We start from the raw sequence: 25,482 nt of genomic DNA, 5'->3' as shown, positions 1-25,482 counted from the left end.
GGACCGGCGGCGCCATGCCCGGCCGGACCACAAGAACGATCCCGTGCCAAGCGGGGCAGCCCCCGATCCTACGCCCTCGTGAAGGGCCGATGCCCATCCCGGCCCTGCCGGACCAGCTACAGGGAAACCGATGAAACGACGTCACCTGATCTCCTCCGCCCTCGCCCTTTCCGCCGCGATCGGCCTTGCCGGTCCCGCGGCGATGGCCCAGGACGCCTATCCGGCCGAGCCGATCCACATCACCGTGGTCTGGCCCGCGGGCGGCGGCCATGACCTGGTCGGCCGCCTCCTGGGCAACGAGCTGTCCAAGGTCATGGACACGCCGGTCGTGGTCGATAACGTCACCGGTGCCGGCGGCACCACCGGCATGCGCCATGTCGCCGATGCCGATCCCGACGGCTACACGATCGGGGTGATGGGGCTGCACGCGATCTCGCAATCCTTCATGAACGCCAATGCCCCGACCATGGAAGACGTGGATCCGCTGGTCTACATCTCCGACGATCCCGGCGCGCTGGAGATCTCGGCAGATGCCGGGATCGACACGCTGGAGGATTACGTCGCCGCCATGAAGGACGATCCCATGGCGCTGATGAACGGCAACGACCCGCAGGGCGGCAACTCCTTCGTCTTCGCCAACGTGATCCCCAAGGGCCTGGGCATCGACATGATGAAGCTGCCCTATCCCGGCCATGCCCCCACCGTCACCGCGCTTCTGACCGGCGAGGTGCAGACCGCGACCCTGCCGATCCCGCCGGTGCTGGAACAGGCGAAGGCGGGCACGGTCAAGGTCCTGGGCGTCGCCTCCGAGGAGCGCCATCCCCAGCTGCCCGACGTGCCGACCTTCAAGGAACAGGGCTATGACATCGTCACCGGCGATTTCGTGATGATCGTCGGGCCGAAGGGCATGGACCCGGCGGTGAAGAAGACCCTGTCCGACGGCATCCTGGCCGCCGCGCAAAGCGCCGCATTCACCGAGGCGGCGACGTCCAACGGCATGGTGCTGCGCGCCGGCGGGCCCGAGATGGCCGCAGCCGAGCTGACCACCCAGGTCGATACCGTCTATCCGCTCCTGCTCGATGCCGGGCTGGTGGCCGAGGGGCTGGAGCGCGAGTGACGCGCCGCCCTGCCTGACACCGGGACGGGGGCCGGGCCCCCGTCCTTCCCTTTCCCTCCGCGCCGCGACAGGACAGCCATGCAGCCCCCCATCGACGGATCCACCCGAAAGACGCTGGCCGCGGGCCTCGTCTTCCTTCTTCTGTGCCTTGTCGGCCTGGCCATGCTGGGTGCCAGCCGCGCGGCCTGGCAGGGCAGTTCGATGCCGGGCGATCCCGGCCCGTTCTTCCTGATCCGGCTGTGCCTGTGGGCCACCGGGGCTGCGGGGGCGGGGCTGCTGATCCTCGCGGCGGTGACGCGCGGACAGGATCGCGGCGCGCCTCGCGTCGAAGGCCCCGGGGCGCTGGCGCTGCCGGGGCTGCTGGTTCTGTCGCTGCTGGCGATGCCGGTGCTGATGAAGCTGCTGGGATCCGCCCCGGCCGTGGCGGTCTTCGCGACGCTGTGGATCGGGCTGCTGGCGGGGCTGGGCCATGGCTGGCAGCCGCGCCGCCTGATCACCGCGCCGCTTTTCGGCGTGGGGGCGGGGATTTTCGTCCAGCTGGTCTTCGTCCGCCTTCTGTCCCTGCCGCTGCCCAACTGACCGGAGCCCCGCATGCTGCTTTCCACCTTCTTCGACACGCTGGCAGGCTTCGCGACCGATCCCGCCATGCTGGGCCTGATCGCCATCGGCGCGGTTCTGGGCCTGATCCTCGGCGCGGTGCCGGGGATCTCCTCGACCATGGCGCTGGCCATCCTGATGCCCGTGACCTTCGGCATGGAGCCTGGGCCCGCGATCCTGTTCCTGATCTCGATCTTCATGTCGAGCGTCTATGGCGGCTCGGTCTCGGCGATCCTGATGAAGCTGCCGGGCACGCCCGCCTCGATCTTCACCCAGGTCGACGGCTATCCGATGACGCAGCAGGGCAAGGCCGGGCAGGCGCTGACCTATGCGCTGGCGGCCTCCACCATCGGCGGGATGATCGGTCTGGCGATGCTGGTGGTGCTGGCGCCCGTGCTGGCAGGGTTCGCCACCAATTTCCGCAGCCCCGAATTCGCCGCCGTGGCGCTGTTCGGCATCGTCATGCTGTCCTTCGCCTCCAACGGCTCGACCCTGGTCGCGACCGTCATGGGGCTTCTGGGCGTGGTGCTGGGCATGGTGGGCTTCGACAGCCTCACCGATGCGCAGCGCCTGACGATGAACGCCCCCGCGCTGCAATCGGGGTTCAACCTGATCCCGGTCATCATCGGCCTCTTCGGCCTGGCCGAGATCCTGCAGAACCTCTCGGGGTTCCGCGACAAGCCGGGGACGACGCCCGTCATCGGGCGGATCTTCGTGCCCTTTTCCGATCTGGTCTCGCGCTGGAAGGTGATGCTGCGCGGCTCCTTCATCGGCACCTTCATCGGGGCGATCCCGGCGGCGGGCTCGGCCGTGGCGGTTTCCATCGCCTATGCCCAGGAACGCCGCCTGTCGAAGACGCCCGAGAAATTCGGCGAGGGCCATCCCGACGGGCTGGTCGCGCCCGAGGCCGCCAATTCCGCCTCGGTGGGGGGCTCGCTGGTGCCCCTGATCGCGCTCGGCGTGCCGGGGGACACGATCACCGCCGTGCTGATGGGCGCGCTGATGGTGCACGGGCTGACGCCGGGGCCGCTCCTCTTTGCCAAGGACCCGCTTTTCGTCAGCTGGATCTACGCCTCGGTGCTGCTGGCGCTGATGGCGACGCTGGTCTTCGGCATCGGCATGATCCGGGTCTCGGTTCTGGTCACGAAGATCCCGCCGCAGCTGATGCAGGTCTTCATCGCCGTGTTCTGCGTGATCGGCGCCTTCGCCATCCGCAACGACATGAACGATGTCTACGTGATGGTGGGCTTCGGCGTGGCGGGGTTCGTGTTCTCGCGGATCGGCCTGCCGGTGACGCCCCTGGCCTTCGGGCTGATCCTCGGCCCGATCCTGGAGGAGAACCTGCGCCGGTCGCTGATGATCAGCCGCGGATCCTGGTCCATCTTCCTCGAACGGCCGATCTCGGCGGCGCTGATCGCGGTCTGCGTGGTGCTGGTGGCGCTGCCGCTGATCTCGGCCGGGCTGGCGCGGCTGCGGCGCCGCAGCTCCGGCGCGGCGGGGCAGGCCCGCTGAGCCGCGCATGAAAAACGCGCCGCCGCCGGTTTGGCGGGGCGCGTCGGAGAGAGGCAGGGGGGCGGTGCGGGATGCGCCGCCCCCGGTCGTTTCAGAGACTGTCGAGCCAGCCCGCGACATCCTCGGCATCGGTGACATCGGCGTATTTCTGGCCCATGTCGTAGAGGTTCGCGTCATGGGGCGCCTGCGCGCGATCGGCACAGCAATCGGCGGGGACCAGAACGTTGAACCCCGACTGCACCGCATCGACCACCGTGGCGCGCACGCAGCCCGAGGTGGTCGCGCCGCAGACCACGACCGTATCCGTGCCCGCCCCGGCCAGAAGCGCGGCAAGGGTGGAGCCGAAGAAGGAGGAGGCGCCCTTCTTGGTGACGATCGCATCGCCCGGCTGGATGCCGGTGGCGGCGTCGATCTCCACCAGCCGCGTGCCCTCGATCAGCGCGCGCATGCCGGTGGCGACCTTCAGCCAGGGCAGCAGCTCCAGCTCGCCGGGGTGATAGGCGATGGTGGTGAAGATGACCGGGAAGCCCTTGGCGCGGGCGATGTCGCACAGCCGTTTCGTGGCCGCCATCTGGGCGGCCGCATCGGAGGCGGTGGGATATTGCAGGTCGGTGAAGCCGTAGGAGAAATCGACGACGACGATCGCGGGACGGGTGCCGCGCGGCACCGTCGCGCCGAAGCCGGCCGCCTTGTAGGTCTGTTCCTGGGACATGGGATCCTCGAATAAGGGGCCCCGCGCCGCCTGGTTGGGGGCGAGCGGCGCGGGGCGGACAGAAGCGGCCTGAGGGTCAGGCGCGCTCCATCGCGATGTCCTTCACCACGATGTCGCCGTCGATGACGACGGGTTCGTCATCGAGGAACAGCGAGCAGCCGCGCATCGGGATATCCAGGTGGCAGGCGGTGTCGTTGGGACCGCCCAGTTCGTTATTGGGGCCGGTGGAGAACATCACGTTGCCGTAATAGGCGCGCGGCTCCATCCCCATTCCGCCCGGGAAGGCGCCGGGCAGCATGTTGTGCCATTTCGCGTTGGGGTTCATCCCCCAGCCGACATGGCTCATCCCCATGCCGCGCGGATCGTTGAAATCGGCCATGTAGGATTTGACCAGCTCGGCATCCAGCCCGCCGCGGATATCGGTGATCCAGCCCTTCTCGATCGTGTAGGTGATCGGGTCGCGGACATAGATGTTCTGCGGCAGAAGGATGTCGCCCGGCGCCACCACGATCGTGCCGTCGACGCCGTCATCGTCGCCGCCGGTGAAGACGAAGCCCGAGGGCCAGTGGTCCCAGCGGCCCGGCTCGTCGGTGCAGGCATATTCGGTGACCGCCGGATAGGTGTTCAGCTTGTAGGTGACATCCGTGCCGTGCGGCGAGGTGATGCGCATGACCTTGGCGGCATCGACCATGGTCCCGGCGATGGTGACCTTCTCGCGGATCTCCTGCGTGGGCAGCATCCGCGCCAGCAGTTCCGGCGGCTCGACCGCGGTCAGGATGCGGGTGCCCGCGGCCTGGATGGCGAATTGCTCGGGCGAGAACAGCAGGAAGATGCAGTCGATCAGCATGTCGCAGTTCTTCAGCGCCTCGACCGCCTCGGGCATGGCCGCCAGGCCGGTCTGACCCACGGCCCAGGATCCGACGACCGGCGGGGCCGGCAGGCGCATGTGGTACATGTTGGCGCCCAGCCGCATCCCCGCGGCCATGAAGGCATCGGCATAGTCCAGCCGTTCGTTGCCCTGGGTCAGGACGATCAGGCGTTCGTCCTTCTGCACGCCCGACATCTTCAGCTGATGCAGGCAGATCTCGGTGAAGCTCGCGTGATCCATGTCAGTGTTCCCTGTTGGTTATGCGTCGAAATCCATGACGGCCTCGAGGAAGCCCTCGAGATCGTCCCAAGGGATCATGTGGCCTGCCTCCTCGACGATGCATTGCTGCATGGCGGGGGCGAGGCCGGCGATCTCTTCCTGGTCGGCCTGGTCGACCACCGTGGCGCCGCCGGCGATGACCAGCCGCGCGGGCTTTTCGATCTTCGGCAGGTCCTGGTGGATGTCGTCGGTATGGAACCCGTCAAAGGCGGTGCGGATCGCGCCCCAGTGGCAGGTATGCAGCCATTCGGCGCGCAGCGCGATCTGCTCGTCGGTCCAGGTCGGGCAGAATGTCTTCATCTCCTCGAAGGTGATGGCGCGTTTGGACAGCGTGATGCTGTCGCCGTACCAGGGCCATTTCGAGGGATAGGCGCGGCGGTTCGGGCCCGAGGTCGGCGGATCGACCAGGATGTAGCCCGCGAAGGGCGCCGCGTTGCGGGCATTGGCGCGGATCGCGATGCGCGCGCCCATCGAATGGCCCATCAGCACGGGGCTGTCCATCTGTTCGGCCACGGCGATGGCGTCATCGGCCATGGCGTCCAGCGTGTAGTCCAGGTCGCCGGTCTCCGACAGGCCGCGGCCGCGGACATCCAGCACATGGACCTCCCAGCGCTCGGCCAGCCTCTCGGCGACGAAATCCCAGGTGATCGCGGGCGAGGTGATGCCCGGCACCAGCAGCAGCTGCGGCGCACCCTCGGGCCCGTCGTGACGGATCAGGTGCTGGCGGATGCCGTTTGCGTTGATGTTGTAGCCAAAGCCCATCGGGGGATCCTTTTCGTCCTTGCGGCCGGGCAGTCCTGCCCGGCCAGGTGTCGTGTCGCGGGGCGCTCAGTAGGCGCCGGAAAGCAGGGCGCCGCCGCCCGGCACGCGGGTCGGCAGGTCCAGCGCCTTCAGCATCGACCAGGTGGTGGCGACGGCGGCGGTCAGCACCGGCTTGCCGCTCTGCGCCTCGACGGTGGTGACGGCGGGCAGCGACGGCATCTGCACGCAGGCCGACAGCACGATGACATCGGCCTCGGCCGTGTCCATGCCCGCGACGATGCCCGGCAGGTTCATCGGGTCATGCGCGGCGACTTCCAGGTTGTTCTGGATCTCCAGCGCGCGGTAATCGACGACCTCGAAGCCTTCGCTGCGGATATAGTCCACGACCATCTCGGTCAGCGGTTTCATGTAAGGGGCGACGACGGCGATCTTCTTGGCGCCCATCGCCTGCAGCCCCTCGACCAGCGCCCCGGCGGAGGTGATGACCTCGGCGGGCATGCCGTTGTCGCGGGTCACCTGGCCCAGCCGCTCGGCCGATTTGCGATGATAGCCATGGCCCATCGACATGATCGCCACGAGGCAGGCATAGCCCATCACGTCGACCCCGGCATCCGACAGTTCCGCCGCGCAGCGATCGCTGTCGGCATCCATCTTGGCCAGTTCCTCCTTCGTCACATGCTTCATGCGCATGCGCGAGGAATGGAACGTGAACCGCTCCGGCGCGACCATCTCGCGGGCGCGCAGCAGGGCGGGGATCTCGGTCTCCATGGTGATGTTGGACGAGGGCACGATCTGCCCGATGCGATAGTTTTTCATGTGGTCACCTTCCTCTGCGACGGGTGTATTATTATTCGGTCGATGAATAACGAAAAAAATTCACTTGCATACAAACAATATGCCCGGAAAGGCGCATTTTGGAGGATAAATTGCCGGTTCGCCTAAATTTCAGGCGCGCGCAGCCCGGCGGCAAGGAAGACGACGAGCTGGTCCAGCATGTGTTCCGGCGGCATTTCGTGGATCTGCCCCTCGCTCAGGTCCGTGAGTCGCCCCAGATCGTTCAGCATGAAGAGATAGGTCCCGACCAGGAAGGCCACGCGCATGGAGACCACCGCGCGCGGCAGCGCCGGCAGCAGGTCGCAAAGCGCGTCGATATAGCGCCTGAGCGAGGGGTCGTAGACCTCCCGGCGCAGCTCCAGCGCATGGGCCTCCGGCTCGGCGTGAACCCGCGCCTGCAGCGCGATGAAGGCCGCCCCGCCGGGCCCCGAAAGCTTCATTTCCCATTGCGGCCGCAGATAGGCGCGCAGCACGGATTCGACCGACAGATCCGGCGCGGCCAGGGCCCGGTCGAGCAGCACGTGGCGCTGACCCGAGATCATGCCGCCGCGGCGCCGGAAGACGGCATCGAACAGGTCCTGCTTGGATCCGAAGTAATAGCGCAGCAGCGCCTGGTTCACCCCCGCGCGTGTCGCGATCTCGCGCAGCGCCGCCCCCGCGAAGCCCGCGGCGGCAAAGCAGGCCTCGGCCTCGTCGAGGATGCGGTCGCGCAGGTCGGCCCCGGCCTTGGGGCGGCCGGGCTTGCGGCGGGGGGGCTGGGACGTATCCATCGGGCTCCTTCCGGGACTGCCCGCCTTCAACCACGACCCGTGTCTCCGGGCAAGCCGACGCCAGGAGAATTATTCGTTCGGATAATTAATTCAGCTGATCCGACGCAGCAGGGAGAGCAGCGTCTCGGCCTCCGCGGCATCCAGCGGCGCCAGCGTATCGGCGGTGATCTGCTTCATCGTCGGCAGCATCTCGGCCAGAAGCGCGCGGCCCTCGGGCGTGGTGCGCAGCATGTAGCGGCGCTTGTCCACCTTGTCGCGCTCGGTCTCCACCAGCCCGCGCGCCTGAAGCCGCGAAATCACGCCCTTGGTGGTCGCGGCGTCCATCGCCACCAGCCGTCCCAGCGCATTCTGCGAGATCGGTCCCGGTTCGGTTGCCAGGCGGTAGAGCGTGGAGAACTGCATCGAGGTCAGCCCGCCCGGATTATGTCCCGAGAAGATCGTCATGTGGCGCTGATAGGCCTTGCGCAGGGCGAAACCGACCTGTTCGTCGAGCTTGTAGTTGGAATCCTCTTCAAGGGGGGCCATTGCCGGTGCTCCTTTCGCGGGCGGATCTGTCCCGGCGATCTGCGGGATTCGAGGTTTCGGGATGGCATCCTTTCCTGCATGGCGACAACAGGAAAGTGACCCTGAGCGGAATGCGCCCAATCCGGTTGCAAAATGCACATTTAATCATCACAATTTCCCATTCCCGCGCCGTTTCTCCGGGGGATGCGCCTCAATGGATGCAAGATTGTTTGTGTGCATCCAAGTATGCGGGCAGGACTCCCGGAGCCAATCCCGAAAGGAGCGCCCGTGTCCCCACAAGATCAAGCCCTGAGCTTCACGCTGAACGGTCGCCCGGTGACGGCCGCGATCGACCGGCACCGGCTGTTTCTTGATCTGCTGCGCGACGAGCTGGGGCTCAGGGGGCCGAAATACGGCTGCGGCCGGGCGCAATGCGGGGCCTGCACCGTGCTGGTGGACGGGCAGCCCGCGCGGGCCTGCGTGCTGCGTGCCGCGCGCCTGGAAGGGCGCGAGGTGGTGACGCTGGAGGGGCTGGCGGGCGATGACGGGCTGCATCCGGTGCAGCAGGCTTTCGTCGCGCGGCAGGCGGCGCAATGCGGGTACTGCCTGAACGGCATGGTGATGTCGGCGGTGGCGCTCTTGCGGGCCAACCCCGCCCCCAGCCGCGAGGAGATCCGCCAGGGGATGCGCGACAACCTGTGCCGCTGCGGCACGCATAAGGAAATCATCGAGGCGGTCGAACGGGCGGCCGAGATCCTCGCCGCGGGGGAGGGGACGGCGCATGTCTGAAACGGGATTGATCGCGGTCTTCGAGGATCTTCCGGGCGGGCGCTGCACCCATGTGCAGATCGACGGCGACGGGCAGGTCACGGGGTTCAACGGCCATGTCGATCTGGGAACCGGCGTGCAGACGGCGCTGGCGCAGATCGTGGCGGAGGAACTGGACCTGCCGCTTGACCGGGTCCGCATGGTGCTGGGCGATACCGCGCGCACGCCGGACCAGGGGCCGACCATCGCCTCGGAGACGATCCAGATCGCGGCCATCCCGCTGCGCCAGGCGGCGGCGCAGCTGCGCCATTACCTGGCGGGCGAGGGCGCGCGGCGGCTGAACGCCCCCGTGGACGGGGTCGAGATCCGCGACGGGGTGGTCCGCTGGAAGGACACGCAGGTCGGCTATGCCGCGCTGGTCGCGGGACGCGAGCTGGCGATGCGTCTGGATGACAGCCTGCCGGTGAAGGATCCGAAGGACTACCGGCTGGTCGGGCAGCCCGCGGGCCGGGTCGACCTGCCCGCCAAGGTCACCGGCGATTTCACCTATATCCAGGACCTGTCCGTGCCCGGGATGGTGCATGGCCATGTCATCCGACCGCCCTATGCCGGGCGCGACAGCGGCGATTTCATCGGCCGGTCGCTGATCTCCTTCGACGAGGCGGCGGTTGCCGGGATGCCGGGTTTCCTGGCCGTGGTGCGCGAAGGCGATTTCCTTGCCGTCGTGGCTGAGACCGCGCATCAGGCCGAACGCATCGCGGCGGCGCTGCCGGTCAACTGGCGCCAGCCGCCGCCGCAGCCCGATCTGTCGGATCTGAAACAGGCGCTGAAGGCCGCCCCGTCCGAGCCCCGCGCGCTGGACCGCTCGGGCGATTTCGACCGGGCGATCGGCGAATGCGGCATCCGGCTGGAGCGCAGCTATGTCTGGCCCTATCACCTGCACGGCTCCATCGGGCCGTCCTGCGCGGTGGCCGACTGGCAGGAGGGCCGCCCGGTGGTCTGGGCGGGCACGCAGAACCCGCATATGCTGCGCGGGGACCTGGCCACGCTGACCGGGCTCGACCCCGAGGCGATCGAGATCCGCAGGCTGCAGGCGGCGGGCTGCTACGGGCGCAACTGCGCCGATGATGTCTGCGGCGACGCGCTGATCCTGGCGCGGGCGGTGAGGCGTCCCGTGCGGGTGCAGCTGACGCGCGCGCAGGAAAGCCTGTGGGAACCCAGGGGCGCGGCGCAGCTGATGGAGGTGTCGGGCGGGATCGGCGCGGCGGGCGATCTGCATGCCTATGCGCTGGACACCTGGTATCCGTCGAACCGGGGGCCCAACCTCGCGCTGCTGCTGACCGGGCGCATCTCGCCCGAGCCGCGGCCCTCGGACATGGGCGACCGCACCACGGTGCCGCCCTACCGCGTGCCGAACAAGCGGATCACCGTCCATGACATGGCGCCGCTGGTGCGCGCCGCCTGGATGCGCGGCGTCTCGGCCCTGCCCAACACCTTCGCGCATGAAAGCTTCATGGACGAGCTGGCGCATGAGGCGGGCGAGGATCCGGTGGCCTTCCGGCTGCGCCACCTGGACGATCCGCGCGCCGCCGACCTGGTGCGCCGCACCGCCGCCGAGGCGGGCTGGGAGGAGCGCACCGGCCCGCGTTTCCGCCGCGAGGGGCGCATGGCCTATGGCCAGGGCTTCGCCTATGCCACCTATGTCCACGGCACCTTCCCCGGCAAAGCGGCCGCCGCCGCCGCCTGGGTCTGCGACGTGACGGTCGACACGCTGACCGGCGAGGTGACGCTGACCCGGGTCTTCGTCGGCCAGGACCAGGGTCTGGTGATCAATCCCGACGGGGTGCGCGCCCAGATCCACGGCAACGTGATGCAGACCGCCAGCCGCACGCTGCACGAGGAAGTCGCCTTCGACGAGATCACGCCCGCGCCGCAGAGCTGGGCCAATTACCCGATCCAGACCTTCGACCAGCTGCCCGAGATCCGCACCATGCTGATCGAGCGGCCGGGCGATCCGGCGCTCGGCGTCGGCGAAAGCGCGGCGGTTCCGGCAGCGGCGGCGATCGCCAACGCGATCTTCGACGCGACCGGCGTGCGGCTGCGCGAGGCGCCCTTCACCCCCGGAAAGGTCCGCGCGGCGCTGGCCGAGGCCGGGGCGGGGGCGATGCCTGCCGCGCTGGCCCCGCCCGCGCCCGGCCCCGCGCGGAAGGCCCGCAAGCGGCTGATCGGCATCGCCGGGGGGCTGGCGGGGATGCTGACGCTGGGCGCGGTGGGGATCCCCATGGCCCGCTCGATCCCGCCGCAGCCCGCCCCCGCCGCCGCGACCTTCTCGGCGGAGACGATCGCGCGCGGAAAACAGGTCTTTGCCGCGGGCGATTGCGCGGTCTGCCACACGGCCGAGGGCGGCATCGCCAATGCCGGCGGCCGCGCGATGGAGACGCCCTTCGGCACGGTCTATTCGACCAACCTGACGCCGGATCCGGAAACCGGGCTGGGGCTGTGGTCCTTCGCCGCCTTCGACCGCGCGATGCGCAAGGGCATCTCGCGCGAGGGGCACAACCTGTATCCGGCCTTCCCTTACACCGCCTTCGCCAGGATCGACGGGCCGGACATGCAGGCGCTCTATGCCTATCTGCAGACGCTGGAGCCGGTCGCCGCCCCGACGCCCAGGGCCGAGATGGTCGCGCCCGTGAACCTGCGCCCGGTCAATGCGGTCTGGAATGCGCTGTTCCACGATGCCGCGCCCTTCGCGGCGGACCCGGCGCAATCGCCCGAATGGAATCGCGGCAAGTACCTGGTGGAGGGGGCGGGGCACTGCTCGGCCTGCCACAGCCCGCGCAACCTGATGGGCGCCGAGGCGACCGGCGACAAGGCGCTGTCCGGCGCTGTCATCGATGGCTGGTATGCGCCGCCCCTGGCCGGGACGGCATCGGCCGCGCGCGGCTGGGACGAGGCGTCGCTTTTTGCCTATCTGCGCGAGGGACATGCCCCGGGCACGGCGGTGGCCTCCGGTCCGATGGGCGAGGTGGTGGACAGCCTGACCGCGCTGCCCGATGCCGATATCCGCGCGATGGCGGTGTATCTGGCGGATCTCGCCGCCCCGGGCACGCCGCCCGCGCCGGTGCCCGCCCAGGTGGAGCCGGTGCCCGATGCCGCCTCGCGGCTGTTCCGCGCCGCCTGTTCGAGCTGTCATGAACCCGGCCTGGCCGATACCTTCACCGCGGCGCAGGTGTCGCTGTCGCGCTCGGCCGCGATCCGGGCCCCGACGCCCGAGGGGCTGAAGACCGTGATCCGCGACGGGATCGAGGCGCCGCTGTCGCTGCCGCTGCGCGACATGCCCGGCTTCGGCGGCGAATTCTCGGAGGCGCAGATCGGCGAGCTCGCGCAATATCTGCGGGCCCGCTATGCGCCCGACCTGCCGGCCTGGTCCGGCGCGGCGGCGCGCCCCTGATCCCTGAGTCGGCGCATCGGCGCCGACTCCGAAACACGTTTGCATAAAAACGAACTTTTCGGACCGGAACTGCCCGGAAATTAATCACCGGGGCGAAAATTTTGCGAAAACGGGCGTAAGGCGCCACGCAAATGATGCAGATCAAAATTCATTAGCGTACAAACAAAAAATCACGAACCTGGAAGGACAAGGGACATGACAACGGTGGAAGAAATCGACATCGCGGTGGTCGGCGCAGGGCTTGGCGGGGCGGCTGCGGCTGCGCTTCTGGCCGAGGCGGGCTTCTCGGTTCACAGCTTCGAGCAGGCCCCGGAATTCACCCGCCTGGGCGCGGGCATCCATATCGGCCCCAACGTCATGAAGATCTTCCGCCACCTCGGCCTGGAGGAGACGCTTGCCAAGATCGGGTCGCATCCCTCGCACTGGTTCTCGCGCGACGGCAAGACCGGCGAATACCTCTCGGAGATCCCGCTGGGCGAGTTCGCGCTGAAGGAATACGGCGCGCCCTACATCACCATCCATCGCGGCGACATGCATGCGGTGCAGATCGAGGCGCTGGACAGCCGCCGCGTCCATTTCGGCCACCGCCTGACGGATATCGAGGAGCGCGACAGCGATGTCCTGCTGAGCTTCGACAACGGCAAGAAAGTCGCGGCCAAGCTGGTGATCGGCGCCGACGGCATCAACTCGATGATCCGCGAGAAGCTGCTGGGTGTTGAAAAGCCGCGCTTTTCCGGCTGGATCGGGCATCGCGCGCTGGTCAACATGGACAAGCTGCGCGCCACCGGGCTGGAATATGAACGCTGCGTGAAATGGTGGTGGGAACAGTCGCGCCACATCATGGCCTATGCCACCAAGAATGACGGATCCGAATACTACTATGTCACCGGCGTGCCGGTCGACAGCTGGGATCACGAGACCGGTTTCGTCGACAGTTCCCGCGAGGAGATGGAGGCGATCTTCGGCGGATCCCACCCGATGGTGCAGGGGCTGATCGACGCCACCGAGGAAGTCACCAAATGGCCGTTCTGGAACCGCGACCCGATGGGGCTGTGGTCGCGCGGGCGGCTGGTGATGATCGGCGATGCCTGCCACCCGATGCGCCCGCATATGGCGCAGGGCGCCTGCATGGCGATCGAGGATGCGGCCGTGCTGGCGCGCTGCCTCGGCCTGACCGGCATGGGCGATTACACCACCGCCTTCCGCATGTACGAAAATGCGCGCAAGGATCGCGCCACCAAGGTTCAGACCATCTCCAACGCCAATACCTGGCTGAAGGAGCCGGAGGATCCGGCATGGGTCTATGCCTACGAACCCTATGGCATCGAGCTGAACTGATACCCAAGAATGACCGCGGCCCCGCAATTGGCGGGGCCGGGCACAGACCGACAGGGAAACGCGAATGACCCGAAAGACCGCGCTGGTGCTTCTGGCACTGCTCATCGTGGCGCTCTACGCAGTGCCGTATCTCTTCATCGGACAGATCGCCGACTGGCAGGCCAGCTTCCTCTTCTGGACGGTGGCCGGGGTTGCCGTGATCGTGCTGAACGCAGTGGCCATGGCCGGCTATGGAAAGGACGACGAATGACCACCTCTCTCGTGATCTGGGGGATCGTCGTCTACATCCTCCTCTCCTGCATCGTCGCCTGGCTGTCGCGCGGCGGATCGGACAAGGCATCCTCCTCGATGTCCGAGTATTTCCTGGGCGGGCGCGGGATGGGCGGCATCCTCTCGGCGCTGTCCTATTCGGCGACCACCTATTCGGCCTTCATGATGGTCGGGCTTGCCGGTCTGACCTACAAGGGCGGGGTCGGGGCGCTCGGCTTCGAGATCGTGTATTTCGCCGGCGTGTCGCTGGTGGCGATCTTCGGCCCGCGCTTCTGGGCCGCGGGCAAGCGCCACGGCTATGTCACCCCCTCCGAGATGCTGGGCCACCGCTATGGCTCGCGCTGGGTCGCGGTGGCGGCGGGCATCACCAGCCTGGTGTTCCTGATCCCCTATTCCGCGGTGCAGCTGTCGGGCGTGGGCTACCTGCTGTCGGGCATGACCGGCGGGGCGATCTCCTTCTCCACCGGCATCATCGTGGCGACCGTGCTGGCCATCGTGTTCTCCTATATCGCGGGGATCCGCTCCGTGATGTGGACCGACAGCCTGCAGGCGCTGGTGATGATCGTGGCCTCCGTCGCGGTCGGCGTGCTGGTCGTGTCGGAACTGGGCGGCTTCACCGGCATGTTCGGCACCATCGCCGAAACCCGGCCCGAGATGCTGCAGGTCCCCGGTCCGGGGCTGTTCAGCTTCACCACCTTCCTGGGCCTGACGCTGCCCTGGTTCTTCTTCTCCATCTCCAACCCGCAGGTCAGCCAGCGGCTCTTCATGCCCGCCTCGCTGGGCGCGCTGAAGCGGATGCTGCTGATCTTCCTGTGCTTCGGGCTGGTCTATACCCTCGTCTCCGTCACCTGGGGCTTCTCGGCGCTGGTCGCCTTCCCGGACCTGGAGCGGGCCGACCTGGCCACCGCGACGCTGCTGTCCTCCGACTATGTCCCGCCGCTTCTGGGCGTGGTGGTGATGGTCGGCATCCTGGCGGCCGCGGTGTCGACCATCGACTCGATCCTGCTGACGCTCAGCTCGGTCTTCGCCCGGGATGTCTACGGCAACCTGGCCTCCGACACCGATGACGCGCACCAGCTGAAGGTCGGCAAGATCGTGATCCCGGTCATCTCGGTCCTGGCGCTGGTCTTCGCGGCGATGGAATTCTCGATGATCGCCATCCTGTCGGTCGCGGCCTCCGCCGGCCTGATCGTCGCCGTCCCGGCCATCATCGGCGCCTTCTTCTGGAACCGCGGCACCGCGGCGGGCGCTCTGGTCTCCATCCTCGGCGGCGTTGCCTTCGTGATCTGGATGTACCTGTCGGGCAACAGTCTCATGGGGCTGAATGCCGGCGTGCTGGGCCTGCCGGTCTCGGCCATCCTCTTCGTCGCGGTCAGCCTTGCGACCCGCCCGGCCGCCGGTGCCGTGACCGAGGGCTTCCTCGACGGGGATGCCGGTCAGGCGGGGGGCGTCCGCGCCTCCCCGGCCGAGTAGCGCCGTCACGGACCGCCGCGGCGCTCCCCCGCGGCGTCCCGCATGCGCCCCGCCTGCCCTCCGGCCGGCGGGGCGTTCGCGTTCCGGCCCCGTTGACTTTCCCGTCCCGCCGGGGGATGGGCCAAAGCCGGGCTCCGGTGCAGGCAGCAGGATCATGGCGACCGAAATCGAACGCAAGTTTCTCGTGACGGGCGATGGCTGGAAACCGGCCGTCCTGCGCAGCGTCGCGCTGCGCGACGGGCTGATCTCCGAGGCGGGGGGACGGAAGGTCCGGGTGCGGTTCTATGACGGGCAGGCGACGCTGACCGTGAAGGGCCCGCGCAGCGGTCTCAGCCGGGACGAGTTCGAATACCCGATCCCCGCTGCCGATGCGCGGCGGATGCTGGAGCGCCACTGCGCCGGACGGATCCTGGAAAAGACGCGCCATCACCTGCGCCATGAGGGGCGCGACTGGACGGTGGATGTCTATGGCGGGCTGCTGGCCGGGATCGTCTTCGCGGAAATCGAGCTGGAGGCCGAAGAGGCCGGCTTCGCCCGGCCGCCCTGGCTGGGGCGCGAGGTCACCGGCGTAGAGGAATACCGCCAGGGCCGCATCCTCGCGGCGCGGCTGGCCGCGCGGGGCTGAGCGGCCTCAGGCGGCGGCGCTGCGCGCGGCCATCCAGCGTTCGAAATCCTCGGTCGCCATGGGACGGGCGAACAGGAACCCCTGCATCCGGCTGCAGCCCAGCGATATCAGCATCTGCCGCTCCGCCTCGGTCTCCACCCCCTCGGCCAGCACGCGGATGCCCAGGGCCCGGCCGATGCCGATCATGGCCTGCACGATGGCCTGCCGCGAGCGGTCGGCATCGATCCCGCGGACGAAGCTGCGGTCGATCTTGAGCTGTTCCACCGACAGGCGCACCAGGTTGGCCAGGCCGGAATTGCCGGTGCCGAAATCGTCGAGTTCCAGCATGTGCCCCGCCCTGCGCAGGGCGGCGATGGTGCGTTCGACCTCCGTGTCGTTCTCGCGCAGGACGACATCCTCCAGCACCTCGATCGCCACCTTGCGGGCGGGCAGGCCGCGCATCGCCAGTTCCCAGTCCAGGTCGCCCGCGCAATCGACGCGGGCCAGTTCCGACGCCGAGAGATTGATGCTGATCGCCGGGGGACGTCCGGCCTCGCCCTTGCTCATCCAGTCCAGCGCAGCGGCGCGCACCATGTAGGTGATGCGATCCTCCAGCTCGGGGTTGCGCAGGGACTGCAGGAACATGCCCGGGGTCTGCAGGCCGCGGGCCGGGCTGTTCCACCGCGCCAGGACCTCCGCGCCGATCACCTCGCCGTTCAGCGCATCGACCTGGGGCTGCAGGAAGGGGACGAATTCCCCGTATTCCAGCCCCAGCGCCAGCTCGAATTCCAGGTCGGCCTGTTTCTGCAGCACCTGGCGCGCCGCATGGTCGAAAAGCGCGACACGGCCGCGGCCGGCCGCCTTTGCCTGATAGAGAGCGATATCGGCATCCGCCAGGAGCCGGTCCGGATCGGGGCCCCGGGTGCCGGGATCCATATGGGCGATGCCGACGCTTGCCCCCACGGCCAGTTTCATCCCCCGGAACTCGATCGGGCGGCTGGCCGCCTCGATGCAGGCCTCCGCCAGGGCGAGCGAGCGCGCGCCAAGTCCGTCCTCCTCCATCAGGATGGCGAATTCGTCGCCGCCGATGCGGGCGACAAGGGCATCCGTCGGCGCGACATGGCGCAGCCGCGACGCCACGGATTGCAGGACCGCATCTCCCGCGCCGTGTCCGCGCGTGTCATTGATCAGCTTGAACCGGTCCAGATCGATATGCAGCGCGCTGATCCCGCAGCCGCGGCGCGCCATCCTGCGGAATTCGCGCGCCATTCCGGCCCGGTTCAGCAGCCCGCTGAGCGAATCGGTGCGGGCCTGGCGTTCCAGGGCCTCGCGTTCCCTCAGCAGGGCATCGGCCATGCGGTTGACGGTGACGGCGGTGCGGGCGATCTCGTCCCGGCCGGACGGCGCGATCCTGTGGCGGAAATCGCCGTCGGCGATGCGCGCGGCCCCCCGGTCCAGCGCGCCGAGCCGCCGGACCAGCGCGGTCGCGGCCAGCCAGCCCAGCACCAGCAGCATCGCCGTGGCGGCCAGCGCCATCAGCGCCAGCGTGACGCCGTTCACCGCCAGGTCGGTCCGCAGCCTCGCCAGGTCGGGGGCGATGACCACGCTGCCCAGCGTCCCCGCGCGCCCCCCGACGTTCCGCCGCACGACCGGGCCAAGATCGGGGTCCATCTGCAGGTCGTGGAATTCCGCATCGGCGGCGACATGCCGGGAAGGTCCGTGCGGGCCCGGAAACGTCCCGACCTGAAGCAGCGGCGCGCCGCCCGCATCCTCGAAGCGGATCGCGGCGATCTCCGCGGTCGATACGGCGTGTTCCGCGATGGCCAGCAGGTCGCCGTGATCCGTCTCTGCCAGGTGATGTTCCAGGGTCGCGGCCAGGACGTGGGACAGCGCCTCCGCCTCGGCGACGAAGGTATCCTGCGCACGCATGGCGGTGAAGGCCAGCGCCGCCAGCGCCAGCAGCAGATGCGTGACAAGCCCCAGAAGGGAGAAGATCAGGATCAGGCGCAGCCGGAAGGACATCGCCTCACCGGTCACGGCCGGGGACCGGCCGGCCAGGCCGGGCGGCGATACGGGCGCCCCTGCTGATGCGGCTGCGTCTCACTGTGCACCTCGACGACAAGCGGGACGGGCCGCTTGCGGCCCGCGTTGCCTCCGGCCTAGCAGCTGCGGGGTAACTACCGGCTTAACCGGCGCCGGGCGGGCTCATCCGCGCGGCGAATCTCTCGAAGAAGCTGGCAGCCAGCTTCTTCGAGCTGCTCTGGATCAGGCGGTTGCCCAGCTGGGCCAGCCGCCCGCCGATCTCGGCGCCCGCGTCATAGCTCAGCCGCGTGCCGCCCTCCGCCTCGGTCAGTTCGACCTGCGCGCCGCCGCGGGCAAAGCCGGCCGCCCCGCCCGATCCCTGGCCCGAAAGGGAGAAACGCGCGGGCGGCGCCTCGGGCTCCAGCGTGACGGTGCCGCCGAAGCGCGCCTTGACCGGGCCGATCTTCAGCAGGACCGTGGCCTCCAGCTGGGTTTCCGACGTGCGGGTCAGGGTTTCGCAGCCGGGGATGCAGGCCTGCAGGATCTCGGGATCGTTCAGCGCGGCATAGACCCGGTCGCGCGGGGCGGGAATGAACACCTCGTCCTTGAGTTCCATGGCACTTCCTCCTGGGCCGGCTGCCGCACCATGTCACGCGGCCGCGGCGCGCGGGTCAAGCAGACGAAAGTCTGCCCCCCGCGCGCCGCGCCGCCCCGGCCGGGGTCAGAAGCCCAGGGCGCGCGGCAGCCAGGTGGAGAAGGCGGGCACGAAGGTCAGGATCACCAGCACCAGCAATTCCACCACGAAGAAGGGGATGATCGCCCGCACCAGCCGGGTCATGCCGACATTGGCCACCCCCTCGGCCACGAAGAGGCACAGGCCCAGCGGCGGGGTGATCAGCCCGATCATCAGGTTGAAGATCACGATGATGCCGAAATGGGTGGGATCGACGCCGAAGGCCACGGCGATCGGGTGCAGGATCGGCACCAGCACCAGCATCGCGGCGATGCCCTCGAGGAACAGGCCGACCACCAGGAACAGGATCATCTGGGCGATCAGGAAGGCGGTCTTGCTGTCGACATTGGCAAGCACCCAGTCCGTCAGCATGTTGGGCACGCGGTTATAGGTCAGCACCCAGTTCGCCGCGCCCACGGCGGCCATGATGATCAGGATGATGGAACTGTCGACCATCGCATTGGCGAAGATCCGCGGCAGGTTGTGGACCCCCAGCTTGCGATAGACCACCAGCCCCACGACCAGCGCATAGCCCACCGCCAGCGCCGCAGCCTCCGTCGGGGTGACCACGCCCGCCAGGATCGCGCCGACGACGAAGACCGGCATCAAGAGCGGCACGATCCCGCCCAGCAGCGCCTGGGCGCTGGACTGCCCGTCCATGATGTCGACGCCCGGCTCGGGATCCGAGACCCGCACCGTCGTCAGCACGAAGATCGACAGGAACACCGCCAGCAGCAGACCCGGGCCCACCCCGGCCATGAACAGCGCGGGCACCGACACGCCCGAGACGATCAGCGCATAGATGATGACCGGGATCGAGGGCGGGATGATCGGGCCGATCACCGAACTGGCCGCGGTCAGCGCGGCGGCGAAGGCGCGGTCATAGCCGTGCTTCTCCATCTCGGGGATGAAGACCCGGCCGATGGCCGAGGTATCGGCGATGGCCGAGCCCGAGAGCCCGGCGAAGATCACCGAGGCCCAGATATTGACCAGCGCCAGGCCGGCGCGCAGCCGCCCGACCAGCACGGCGCAGAACCGGATGATGCGCGAGGTGATGCCGCTCTCGTTCATCAGCTCCCCCGCCAGCACGAATAGCGGGATCGCCAGCAGCGGGAAGGAGCCGAGCGCCTTGAACATCTCCGAGGGCACGAGGCGCGGGTGATAAGGCGCGTCGCCGGTGATCATGAAATACATCAGCGCGGCGATGATGGCGAAGGCGATGGGCAGCCCGGCGAGGGTGCCGACCAGGACGATGGCGAAACTCATGGCTGACTCCTCAGTCGAGCGAGGCCTGGCCCCGGGCGCGCATCCGGACGGTGTCCGACGCGGTGGGGGCGGTCTCGTGGATGGGGTTGCGCAGGTCGCGGAGGCGCTCGGAGAACCGGATCGCCGCGGCCAGCAGCAGCAGCGCGCCGCCGACGCATAGCGCGAATTGCCAGGTGCCCATGCGGCCGATCCAGACCAGCCAGGCGAGGCCGGTGCTCTCGGCCAGGGAATTGGCGGCGCCGATCAGCCCCGAGGCCTCGATCGTGCCGCGCCGCATGGCGAAGAGCCAGCCGGACCAGCACAGCAGCCCGCCGCAGACGGCGGTGACCACATCCATGGCCAGGAACAGCCTTTCGCGCAGCGCGGGGGAGAGGAAATCGGTGACGATGGTGAAGCGCATGTGCCGGTCCTGCAGATAGCTCAGCGCCACGCCGAACATCACGCCGTAGATCGACAGGTAGACGGGCAGTTCCTCGCCCCAGGTCAGGGACAGCCCGAACGTGTAGCGGCGCAGGGCGTTGACCAGGATGATGCCGGTGATCGCGGCCATGATCAGGCCGCAGCCGATCGCGAGGATGCGCCGGACAAGGAAGGACAGGGTCGACATCACGGCCTCCGCTGCTGTGTCGGGGGGGGTAGGTCAGGGGGGCCGGGGCTCCGCAGGCGTGGAGAGAGCGGGAGCCCCGGCCGGGCGGAACGCCTAGTCGGTCGCGTCTGCGACGGCGGCGTCCAGCTTCTCGATCCATTCGGCATCCGCGCCCAGGTCGCCGGCCAGCCATTCCTTGACGGCGGGCTGGGCGGCCTCGCGGAACTGGGCCAGCTCCTCGGCGGTGGGGACATAGACTTCCATGCCCTCCTCCTGCACGGCGGAGATGCCGCCCGCGGTGTTCCACTGCTGGATGGAGCGGCCGAAATTGCCTGCCACGACCGCGGCGCGCGTCACCACCGCCTGCTGTTCGGGGCTCAGCATGTCGAAGGTCTCGGTGGACATGACCAGGAAGTCCACGCCATAGACATGGCCGTCCAGCGTCATGTATTTCTGCAGCTTGTGCAGGCCGTTATTGTAGATGACGCCGACCGGGTTCTCCTGGCCGTCGACCACGCCGGTGGCCAGCGCGTTGGGAAGCTCGGTCCAGGCGATCGGGGTCGGCTCGCCGCCCAGCCCCTTGACCAGTTCCAGGTAGAGCGGGATCGGCTGGACGCGGAATTTCAGCCCGGCCATGTCTTCGGGCGTGCGGATCGGGCGCGTGCCGTTGGTGAAGTTGCGGAAGCCCGTCTCGCCATAGGCCAGGGTCTTCAGCCCGGTCTTTGCCTCGCAGGCCTCGGCCAGTTCCGCGCCGAAGGGCCCGTCCAGCACTTCCCAGGCGACGGTCGCATCCGCGAAGGTGTAGGGAATGTCCAGCACGGCGGCGGGCTTGCAGACCTTGGACATCGCGCCCGAGACCATGCCGACCTGGACCAGCCCTTCCTGGACCTGGCTGACGATCTCGTCCTCGTTGCCGAGCGCGCCGGCCGGGAAGATCTCGACCGTCATGTCGGACTGGCCCTCGACGATCTGCTTGAACATCTGCGCGGCGGCGCCCTTCTTGGAGGACTGCCAGTCGTCGGGATCGACATGGGCGAAGCGCAGCGTGACCTCGGCCGAGGCGGCGCTGCCCATCAGGGCGATCAGCCCGGCGGCGGTGAATCCGAAAAATGTGTCGCGCATGACTGTCCTCCCATTCTGCGCCTTGCATCGCGGCGGCGGTCCCGGCGCGGGGCTGCCCCCGTCGGTCCGCGATCGCCTCCCTCGATCTGCCCGTTTTGTACCAGACGGTTAAAATACGTCAATGAGTTTGTAACACCCGGTACATTTGTGGTTAGATCGACGCGGGCGGAGGAGGGCCATGGACTTGACGCAGGACGAAAAAACCCCGGCAAAGCGGGCGGGCTGGAAACGCGATCCGGTGAAGGTGCAGCAGGACATCCTTCAGGCCGCGACCCGCGAATTTGCCGATAACGGGTTCAACGGCGGGCGAATCGAGCGCATCGTGCAGCTGACCCGCACGTCGAAGCGGATGATCTACTACTATTTCGGCGACAAGGAGGGGCTGTGGCAGGCGGTGCTGGAAGCCGCCTATACCCGCGTGCGCGCCCAGGAGGCGGAACTGGACCTGGCCGACCTGGCGCCGCTGGAGGCGCTGCGGCGGCTGTTCGTCTTCACCTTCGACCATCACCGCCAGAGCGCCGATTTCATCCGCCTGGTGATGATCGAGAACATCCGGGGCGGCCATGTCCTGGCCTCTTCGGGCAAGATCCGCGACCTGAACCGCCCGGTGGTCGCCATGCTGGAGGATATCTGCCGCCGCGGGGCCGCCGATGGCAGCCTGCGCGCCGATCTGTGCCCGCTGCAGCTGCATTGGGAGGTCAGCGCGCTGAGCTTCTTCAACATGTCGAACCGCGCCACCTTCTCGGGGATCTTCGGGGCCGGGCTGCATGACGAGGCCGCACAGATCCGGCTGCGCGACAGCCTGGCCGACCAGCTGATCCGCGCCGTCCGCGCCTGACTTCCGCCATCGCCGCGGCAAACCCGCGGCGCGGGGGGCGGAATTGCGCGGCCGGTCAGGTATTTAACCGGACGGTTCAAAACTCTTGCGATTTTTTAACCGCATGGTACATTTCCTGCCAGAGACAGATCCGGCGCGGCGTCGCGCGGATCCGCCGGAGGAGACACATGACCAAGCCCGCACCCGCTGCCGTCTTCGGCCGCGACACGAGCCTTGCCCTGGGCCTGATCGGCCGCGGCATCCAGAAATCCCGCACGCCCGCGATGCACGAGGCCGAGGCCGCGCGGCAGGGGCTGCGCTGCGTCTACAAGCTGCTCGATGCCGACCGGATGCCCGGCGCGCCCTCGCTGGCGGAGATGCTGCGCGCCGCCGAGCTTTGCGGCTTTGCCGGGTGCAACATCACCTTCCCCTACAAGATCGAGGTCGCCGCGCTGCTCGATGAGCTCGATGACAGCGCCGCCGCGGTCGGGGCGGTCAATACGGTCGTGTTCCGCGACGGGCGGCGGATCGGCTACAATACCGATTACTCGGGCTATGCCGAGGCCTTCCGGCGGGGCATGGACGGGGCGCCGCGCCAGCGCGTGCTGCTGATCGGATCGGGCGGGGCGGGCGTGGCCGTGGCCCATGCGCTGGCCGATTGCGATGTCGCGCGGCTGGTGCTGGTCGATGCCGATCCCGCGCGGGCCCGGTCGCTGGCGGATCTGCTGGGGCGCACCCGTCCGGGATTGCGCACCGAGATCCGCGCGACCGTCGAGGAGGCGGCCGCCGACGGGCTGGACGGGGTGGTCAACTGCACGCCCATGGGCATGGCCAAGCTGCCCGGCTCGGCCTTTCCGGCCGCGCTGCTGGGCCCGCGGATGTGGGTGTCGGACATCGTCTATTTCCCGCTGGAGACCCAGCTTCTGGCAGAGGCCAGGGCGGCGGGATGCCGGGTTCTGCCCGGCGCGGGCATGGCGGTCTGGCAGGCGGTGCGCGCCTTCGGCCATTTCACCGGCCGCGCGGCCGATCCGGCGGCGATGGAGGCCACCTTCCGCGCCCTCGGCGATGCGTGAGCGAAAGGAGCGACAGATGAAGACCGCGATAGCCACCGTCTCCATTCCCGGCGACCTGCGCCGCAAGCTGAAGGCCATTGCCCGGGCCGGGTTCGACGGGGTCGAGATCTTCGAGCAGGATTTCATCGCCCAGGAGATGAGCCCGCGCGATGTCGGGACGATGATCCGCGATCACGGGCTGGAGATCCCGCTGTTCCAGCCGTTCCGCGATTTTGAGACCCTGCCCGAACCGCATCGCGCGCGCGCCTTCGACCGGGCCGAGCGGAAATTCGACCTGATGCAGGAAATGGGCACCGACCTGGTGCTGGTCTGTTCCTCGGTGCATCCGCGCGCCCTGGGCGGCATCGACCGCGCGGCGGAGGATTTCCGCGAGCTGGGCGAGCGCGCCGCGAAACGTGGGCTGCGCATCGGCTTCGAGGCGCTGGCCTGGGGTCGGCATTTCCGGGATCACCGCGATGTCTGGGAGGTGGTGCGCCGCGCCGATCACCCCAGTGTCGGCATGATCCTCGACAGTTTCCACACGCTGGCGCGCCAGATCGACCCCGACACGATCCGCGCGATCCCCGGCGACAAGATCTTCTTCGTCCAGCTGGCCGACGCGCCGAAGATCGACATGGACCTGCTTTACTGGTCGCGCCACTACCGCAACATGCCGGGCGAGGGCGACCTGGACGTCACCGGGTTCATGCGGGCGGTCTGCGCGACGGGCTATGCCGGGCCGGTCAGCCTGGAGATCTTCAACGACCAGTTCCGGGCCGGCAAGACCGAGGCGCTGGCCCGCGACGGGCACCGGTCGCTGGTGCATCTGATGGACGAGGTGCGCCGCGCCGAGCCCGACCTGCGCCAGGATCTGCCGGTCCTGCCGGAGCGCGCCGAGGTCTCGGGCGTGGCCTTCGTCGAATTCACCACCTCCGAGGCAGAGCGCCCGCAGCTCAACGCGCTGCTGAAATCGCTGGGCTTTGCCAAGGTCGGGCAGCATATCTCGAAACAGGTCACGCTGTGGCAGCAGGGCGAGGTCCGCATCGTGGTCAATACCGAGGAGCAGGGCTTTGCCCATGCCGCCTTCCTGACCCACGGGACGGGGGTCTGCGATATCGGGCTGATGGTGGATGACGCGAAGAAGGCGCAGAAGCGCGCCGTCGGGCTGGGCGCGGTGAAATTCGCGCAGCCCCTGGGAGAGGGCGAACTCGACATTCCCGCGATCCGCGGCGCGGGCGGCTCGCTGATGCATTTCCTCGATGGCGGGGCCGACCTGTCGCGGGTCTGGTCGGCGGAATTCACCCGCTGCGGCGCGGGGGCCTCTCGCGATGCCGGCCTGACCCGGGTGGACCACATCGCCCAGACCACCGATTACGACGAGATGCTCAGCTGGTCGCTGTTCTACAGCGCGATCTTCCGCATGGGCCGCGCGCCGATGGTGGACGTGGTCGATCCCGACGGGCTGGTGCGGTCCCAGGCGCTGCAATCGGCGGACGGGCAGTTCCGCGTGACGCTGAACGGGGCCGAGACGCACCGGACGCTGGCGGGGCATTTCCTGGCCGACAGCTTCGGCTCGTCGGTTCAGCACGTGGCCTTCGCCAGCGACGACATCTTCGCCACCGCCGCCGCCATGGCGGAGCAGGGATTCGAGCCGCTGCCGATCTCGCCCAATTACTACGAGGATCTCGCCGCCCGCTTCGGGCTGGAGGCGGCGGAGGTGGCGCGGATGAAGGCCTTCAACATCCTCTATGACGAGGATGAGAACGGCGCCTTCTGCCAGTTCTACAGCCGCCCCTGGGGGGACGGGCTGTTCTTCGAGATCGTCGAGCGCCGGGGCGGCTATGACGGCTATGGCGCGCCCAATGCGCCCTTCCGCATCGCCGCGCAGAAACGGCTGCTGGGTGCGGATGTGGTGCTCGAACCCTGACCGCCGCGCCCCCGCCCCGGACGGGGCAGGGGCGGCAGCGGGGGAGGGCCCGGCTCGGGGGCCGGGGCGGGACGGCGCGCGGAAGGCCCCGCGCGGGC

23 protein-coding genes are annotated in these 25,482 nt (G+C 68.6%); 12 read left to right on the top strand and 11 right to left on the bottom strand.

All coding sequences use genetic code 11. From position 1 onward, the window contains the following. The first annotated feature begins 130 nt into the window (after positions 1-130). From ICN82_RS15425 to ICN82_RS15415, 3 genes are all read left to right on the top strand, one after another. Positions 131-1,117, top strand: a complete 987-nt coding sequence (locus ICN82_RS15425; protein WP_193184403.1) for a Bug family tripartite tricarboxylate transporter substrate binding protein — start codon at positions 131-133, stop codon at positions 1,115-1,117. A 78-nt stretch (positions 1,118-1,195) separates the two neighbouring features. Further along, positions 1,196-1,696: a tripartite tricarboxylate transporter TctB family protein gene (locus tag ICN82_RS15420; protein WP_193184401.1), complete on the top strand. Its 501-nt coding sequence runs from the start codon at positions 1,196-1,198 to the stop codon at positions 1,694-1,696. 12 nt (positions 1,697-1,708) lie between these two features. Continuing rightward, complete coding sequence (locus tag ICN82_RS15415; protein WP_193184399.1) at positions 1,709-3,226, top strand: tripartite tricarboxylate transporter permease; 1,518 nt, start codon at positions 1,709-1,711, stop codon at positions 3,224-3,226. Between the two features lie 91 nt (positions 3,227-3,317). Here the strand turns inward: ICN82_RS15415 and ICN82_RS15410 are convergent, their stop codons facing one another. The 6 genes from ICN82_RS15410 to ICN82_RS15385 form a co-directional block, all read right to left on the bottom strand. Beyond that, positions 3,318-3,938 carry an isochorismatase family protein gene (locus ICN82_RS15410; protein WP_193184397.1) on the bottom strand — a complete coding sequence of 207 codons (621 nt, stop codon included), beginning with the start codon at positions 3,936-3,938 and terminating at the stop codon, positions 3,318-3,320. A gap of 76 nt (positions 3,939-4,014) precedes the next feature. Beyond that, positions 4,015-5,046 (bottom strand): M29 family metallopeptidase, encoded by a 1,032-nt coding sequence (locus ICN82_RS15405; RefSeq protein WP_193184395.1) that lies wholly within the window; start codon positions 5,044-5,046, stop codon positions 4,015-4,017. 18 nt (positions 5,047-5,064) lie between these two features. Continuing rightward, the gene (locus ICN82_RS15400) at positions 5,065-5,847 is read right to left on the bottom strand and encodes an alpha/beta fold hydrolase (RefSeq protein WP_193184393.1); all 783 of its coding nucleotides are present in this window, start codon (positions 5,845-5,847) and stop codon (positions 5,065-5,067) included. Positions 5,848-5,913: 66 nt separating this feature from the next. Further along, positions 5,914-6,663, bottom strand: a complete 750-nt coding sequence (locus ICN82_RS15395) for a maleate cis-trans isomerase family protein (protein ID WP_456238078.1) — start codon at positions 6,661-6,663, stop codon at positions 5,914-5,916. 122 nt (positions 6,664-6,785) lie between these two features. Further along, positions 6,786-7,451 (bottom strand): TetR/AcrR family transcriptional regulator, encoded by a 666-nt coding sequence (locus tag ICN82_RS15390; RefSeq protein ID WP_193184391.1) that lies wholly within the window; start codon positions 7,449-7,451, stop codon positions 6,786-6,788. A gap of 90 nt (positions 7,452-7,541) precedes the next feature. After that, positions 7,542-7,976, bottom strand: a complete 435-nt coding sequence (locus ICN82_RS15385; RefSeq protein ID WP_193184390.1) for a MarR family winged helix-turn-helix transcriptional regulator — start codon at positions 7,974-7,976, stop codon at positions 7,542-7,544. Positions 7,977-8,243: 267 nt separating this feature from the next. Here ICN82_RS15385 and ICN82_RS15380 point away from each other — a divergent pair, with 267 nt between their 5' ends. From ICN82_RS15380 to ICN82_RS15355, 6 genes are all read left to right on the top strand, one after another. Next, on the top strand, positions 8,244-8,744 hold the full coding sequence (locus ICN82_RS15380) for a (2Fe-2S)-binding protein (RefSeq protein WP_330999019.1): 501 nt from the start codon (positions 8,244-8,246) through the stop codon (positions 8,742-8,744). Then, the gene (locus ICN82_RS15375; protein WP_330999018.1) at positions 8,737-12,174 is read left to right on the top strand and encodes a molybdopterin cofactor-binding domain-containing protein; all 3,438 of its coding nucleotides are present in this window, start codon (positions 8,737-8,739) and stop codon (positions 12,172-12,174) included. Before ICN82_RS15380 ends, ICN82_RS15375 begins: the two co-directional genes overlap by 8 nt. A 195-nt stretch (positions 12,175-12,369) precedes the next feature. Next, positions 12,370-13,512 (top strand): FAD-dependent monooxygenase, encoded by a 1,143-nt coding sequence (locus ICN82_RS15370; RefSeq protein ID WP_193184386.1) that lies wholly within the window; start codon positions 12,370-12,372, stop codon positions 13,510-13,512. Positions 13,513-13,576: 64 nt separating this feature from the next. Beyond that, positions 13,577-13,762, top strand: coding sequence for a hypothetical protein (locus ICN82_RS15365; protein ID WP_193184384.1), 186 nt, complete (start codon positions 13,577-13,579; stop codon positions 13,760-13,762). Continuing rightward, a complete protein-coding gene (locus tag ICN82_RS15360; protein ID WP_193184382.1) occupies positions 13,759-15,255 on the top strand; it encodes a sodium:solute symporter family protein in 1,497 nt (498 codons plus the stop codon). The genes ICN82_RS15365 and ICN82_RS15360 overlap by 4 nt, the downstream gene beginning before the upstream one ends. Before the next feature lie 154 nt (positions 15,256-15,409). Then, complete coding sequence (locus tag ICN82_RS15355) at positions 15,410-15,880, top strand: CYTH domain-containing protein (RefSeq protein ID WP_193184380.1); 471 nt, start codon at positions 15,410-15,412, stop codon at positions 15,878-15,880. A gap of 6 nt (positions 15,881-15,886) precedes the next feature. On the opposite strand, the gene ICN82_RS15350 is transcribed toward ICN82_RS15355, so the two are convergent. The 5 genes from ICN82_RS15350 to ICN82_RS15330 form a co-directional block, all read right to left on the bottom strand. Beyond that, positions 15,887-17,881, bottom strand: a complete 1,995-nt coding sequence (locus ICN82_RS15350; RefSeq protein WP_193184378.1) for a putative bifunctional diguanylate cyclase/phosphodiesterase — start codon at positions 17,879-17,881, stop codon at positions 15,887-15,889. A gap of 163 nt (positions 17,882-18,044) precedes the next feature. Then, positions 18,045-18,497: a CoxG family protein gene (locus ICN82_RS15345; RefSeq protein WP_193184376.1), complete on the bottom strand. Its 453-nt coding sequence runs from the start codon at positions 18,495-18,497 to the stop codon at positions 18,045-18,047. Between the two features lie 105 nt (positions 18,498-18,602). Next, positions 18,603-19,880 carry a TRAP transporter large permease gene (locus tag ICN82_RS15340; protein WP_193184375.1) on the bottom strand — a complete coding sequence of 426 codons (1,278 nt, stop codon included), beginning with the start codon at positions 19,878-19,880 and terminating at the stop codon, positions 18,603-18,605. A gap of 10 nt (positions 19,881-19,890) precedes the next feature. Beyond that, complete coding sequence (locus ICN82_RS15335) at positions 19,891-20,487, bottom strand: TRAP transporter small permease (RefSeq protein WP_193184372.1); 597 nt, start codon at positions 20,485-20,487, stop codon at positions 19,891-19,893. Positions 20,488-20,580: 93 nt separating this feature from the next. Further along, positions 20,581-21,588, bottom strand: a complete 1,008-nt coding sequence (locus tag ICN82_RS15330) for a DctP family TRAP transporter solute-binding subunit (protein ID WP_193184370.1) — start codon at positions 21,586-21,588, stop codon at positions 20,581-20,583. Between the two features lie 178 nt (positions 21,589-21,766). Here ICN82_RS15330 and ICN82_RS15325 point away from each other — a divergent pair, with 178 nt between their 5' ends. From ICN82_RS15325 to ICN82_RS15315, 3 genes are all read left to right on the top strand, one after another. Then, positions 21,767-22,426, top strand: a complete 660-nt coding sequence (locus ICN82_RS15325) for a TetR/AcrR family transcriptional regulator (RefSeq protein WP_193184368.1) — start codon at positions 21,767-21,769, stop codon at positions 22,424-22,426. A 167-nt stretch (positions 22,427-22,593) separates the two neighbouring features. Then, positions 22,594-23,478 carry a shikimate dehydrogenase gene (locus ICN82_RS15320; protein ID WP_193184366.1) on the top strand — a complete coding sequence of 295 codons (885 nt, stop codon included), beginning with the start codon at positions 22,594-22,596 and terminating at the stop codon, positions 23,476-23,478. A 16-nt stretch (positions 23,479-23,494) separates the two neighbouring features. Further along, positions 23,495-25,384, top strand: a complete 1,890-nt coding sequence (locus ICN82_RS15315; RefSeq protein WP_193184364.1) for a bifunctional sugar phosphate isomerase/epimerase/4-hydroxyphenylpyruvate dioxygenase family protein — start codon at positions 23,495-23,497, stop codon at positions 25,382-25,384. Positions 25,385-25,482 lie beyond the last annotated feature (98 nt).

The sequence above is a fragment of the Mangrovicoccus algicola genome (genome assembly GCF_014903745.1).
GTDB lineage: Bacteria > Pseudomonadota > Alphaproteobacteria > Rhodobacterales > Rhodobacteraceae > Mangrovicoccus > Mangrovicoccus algicola.
The sequence above is the reverse complement of the archived record's forward strand: the minus strand, read 5'-3'. Positions and strand labels throughout refer to the sequence as shown.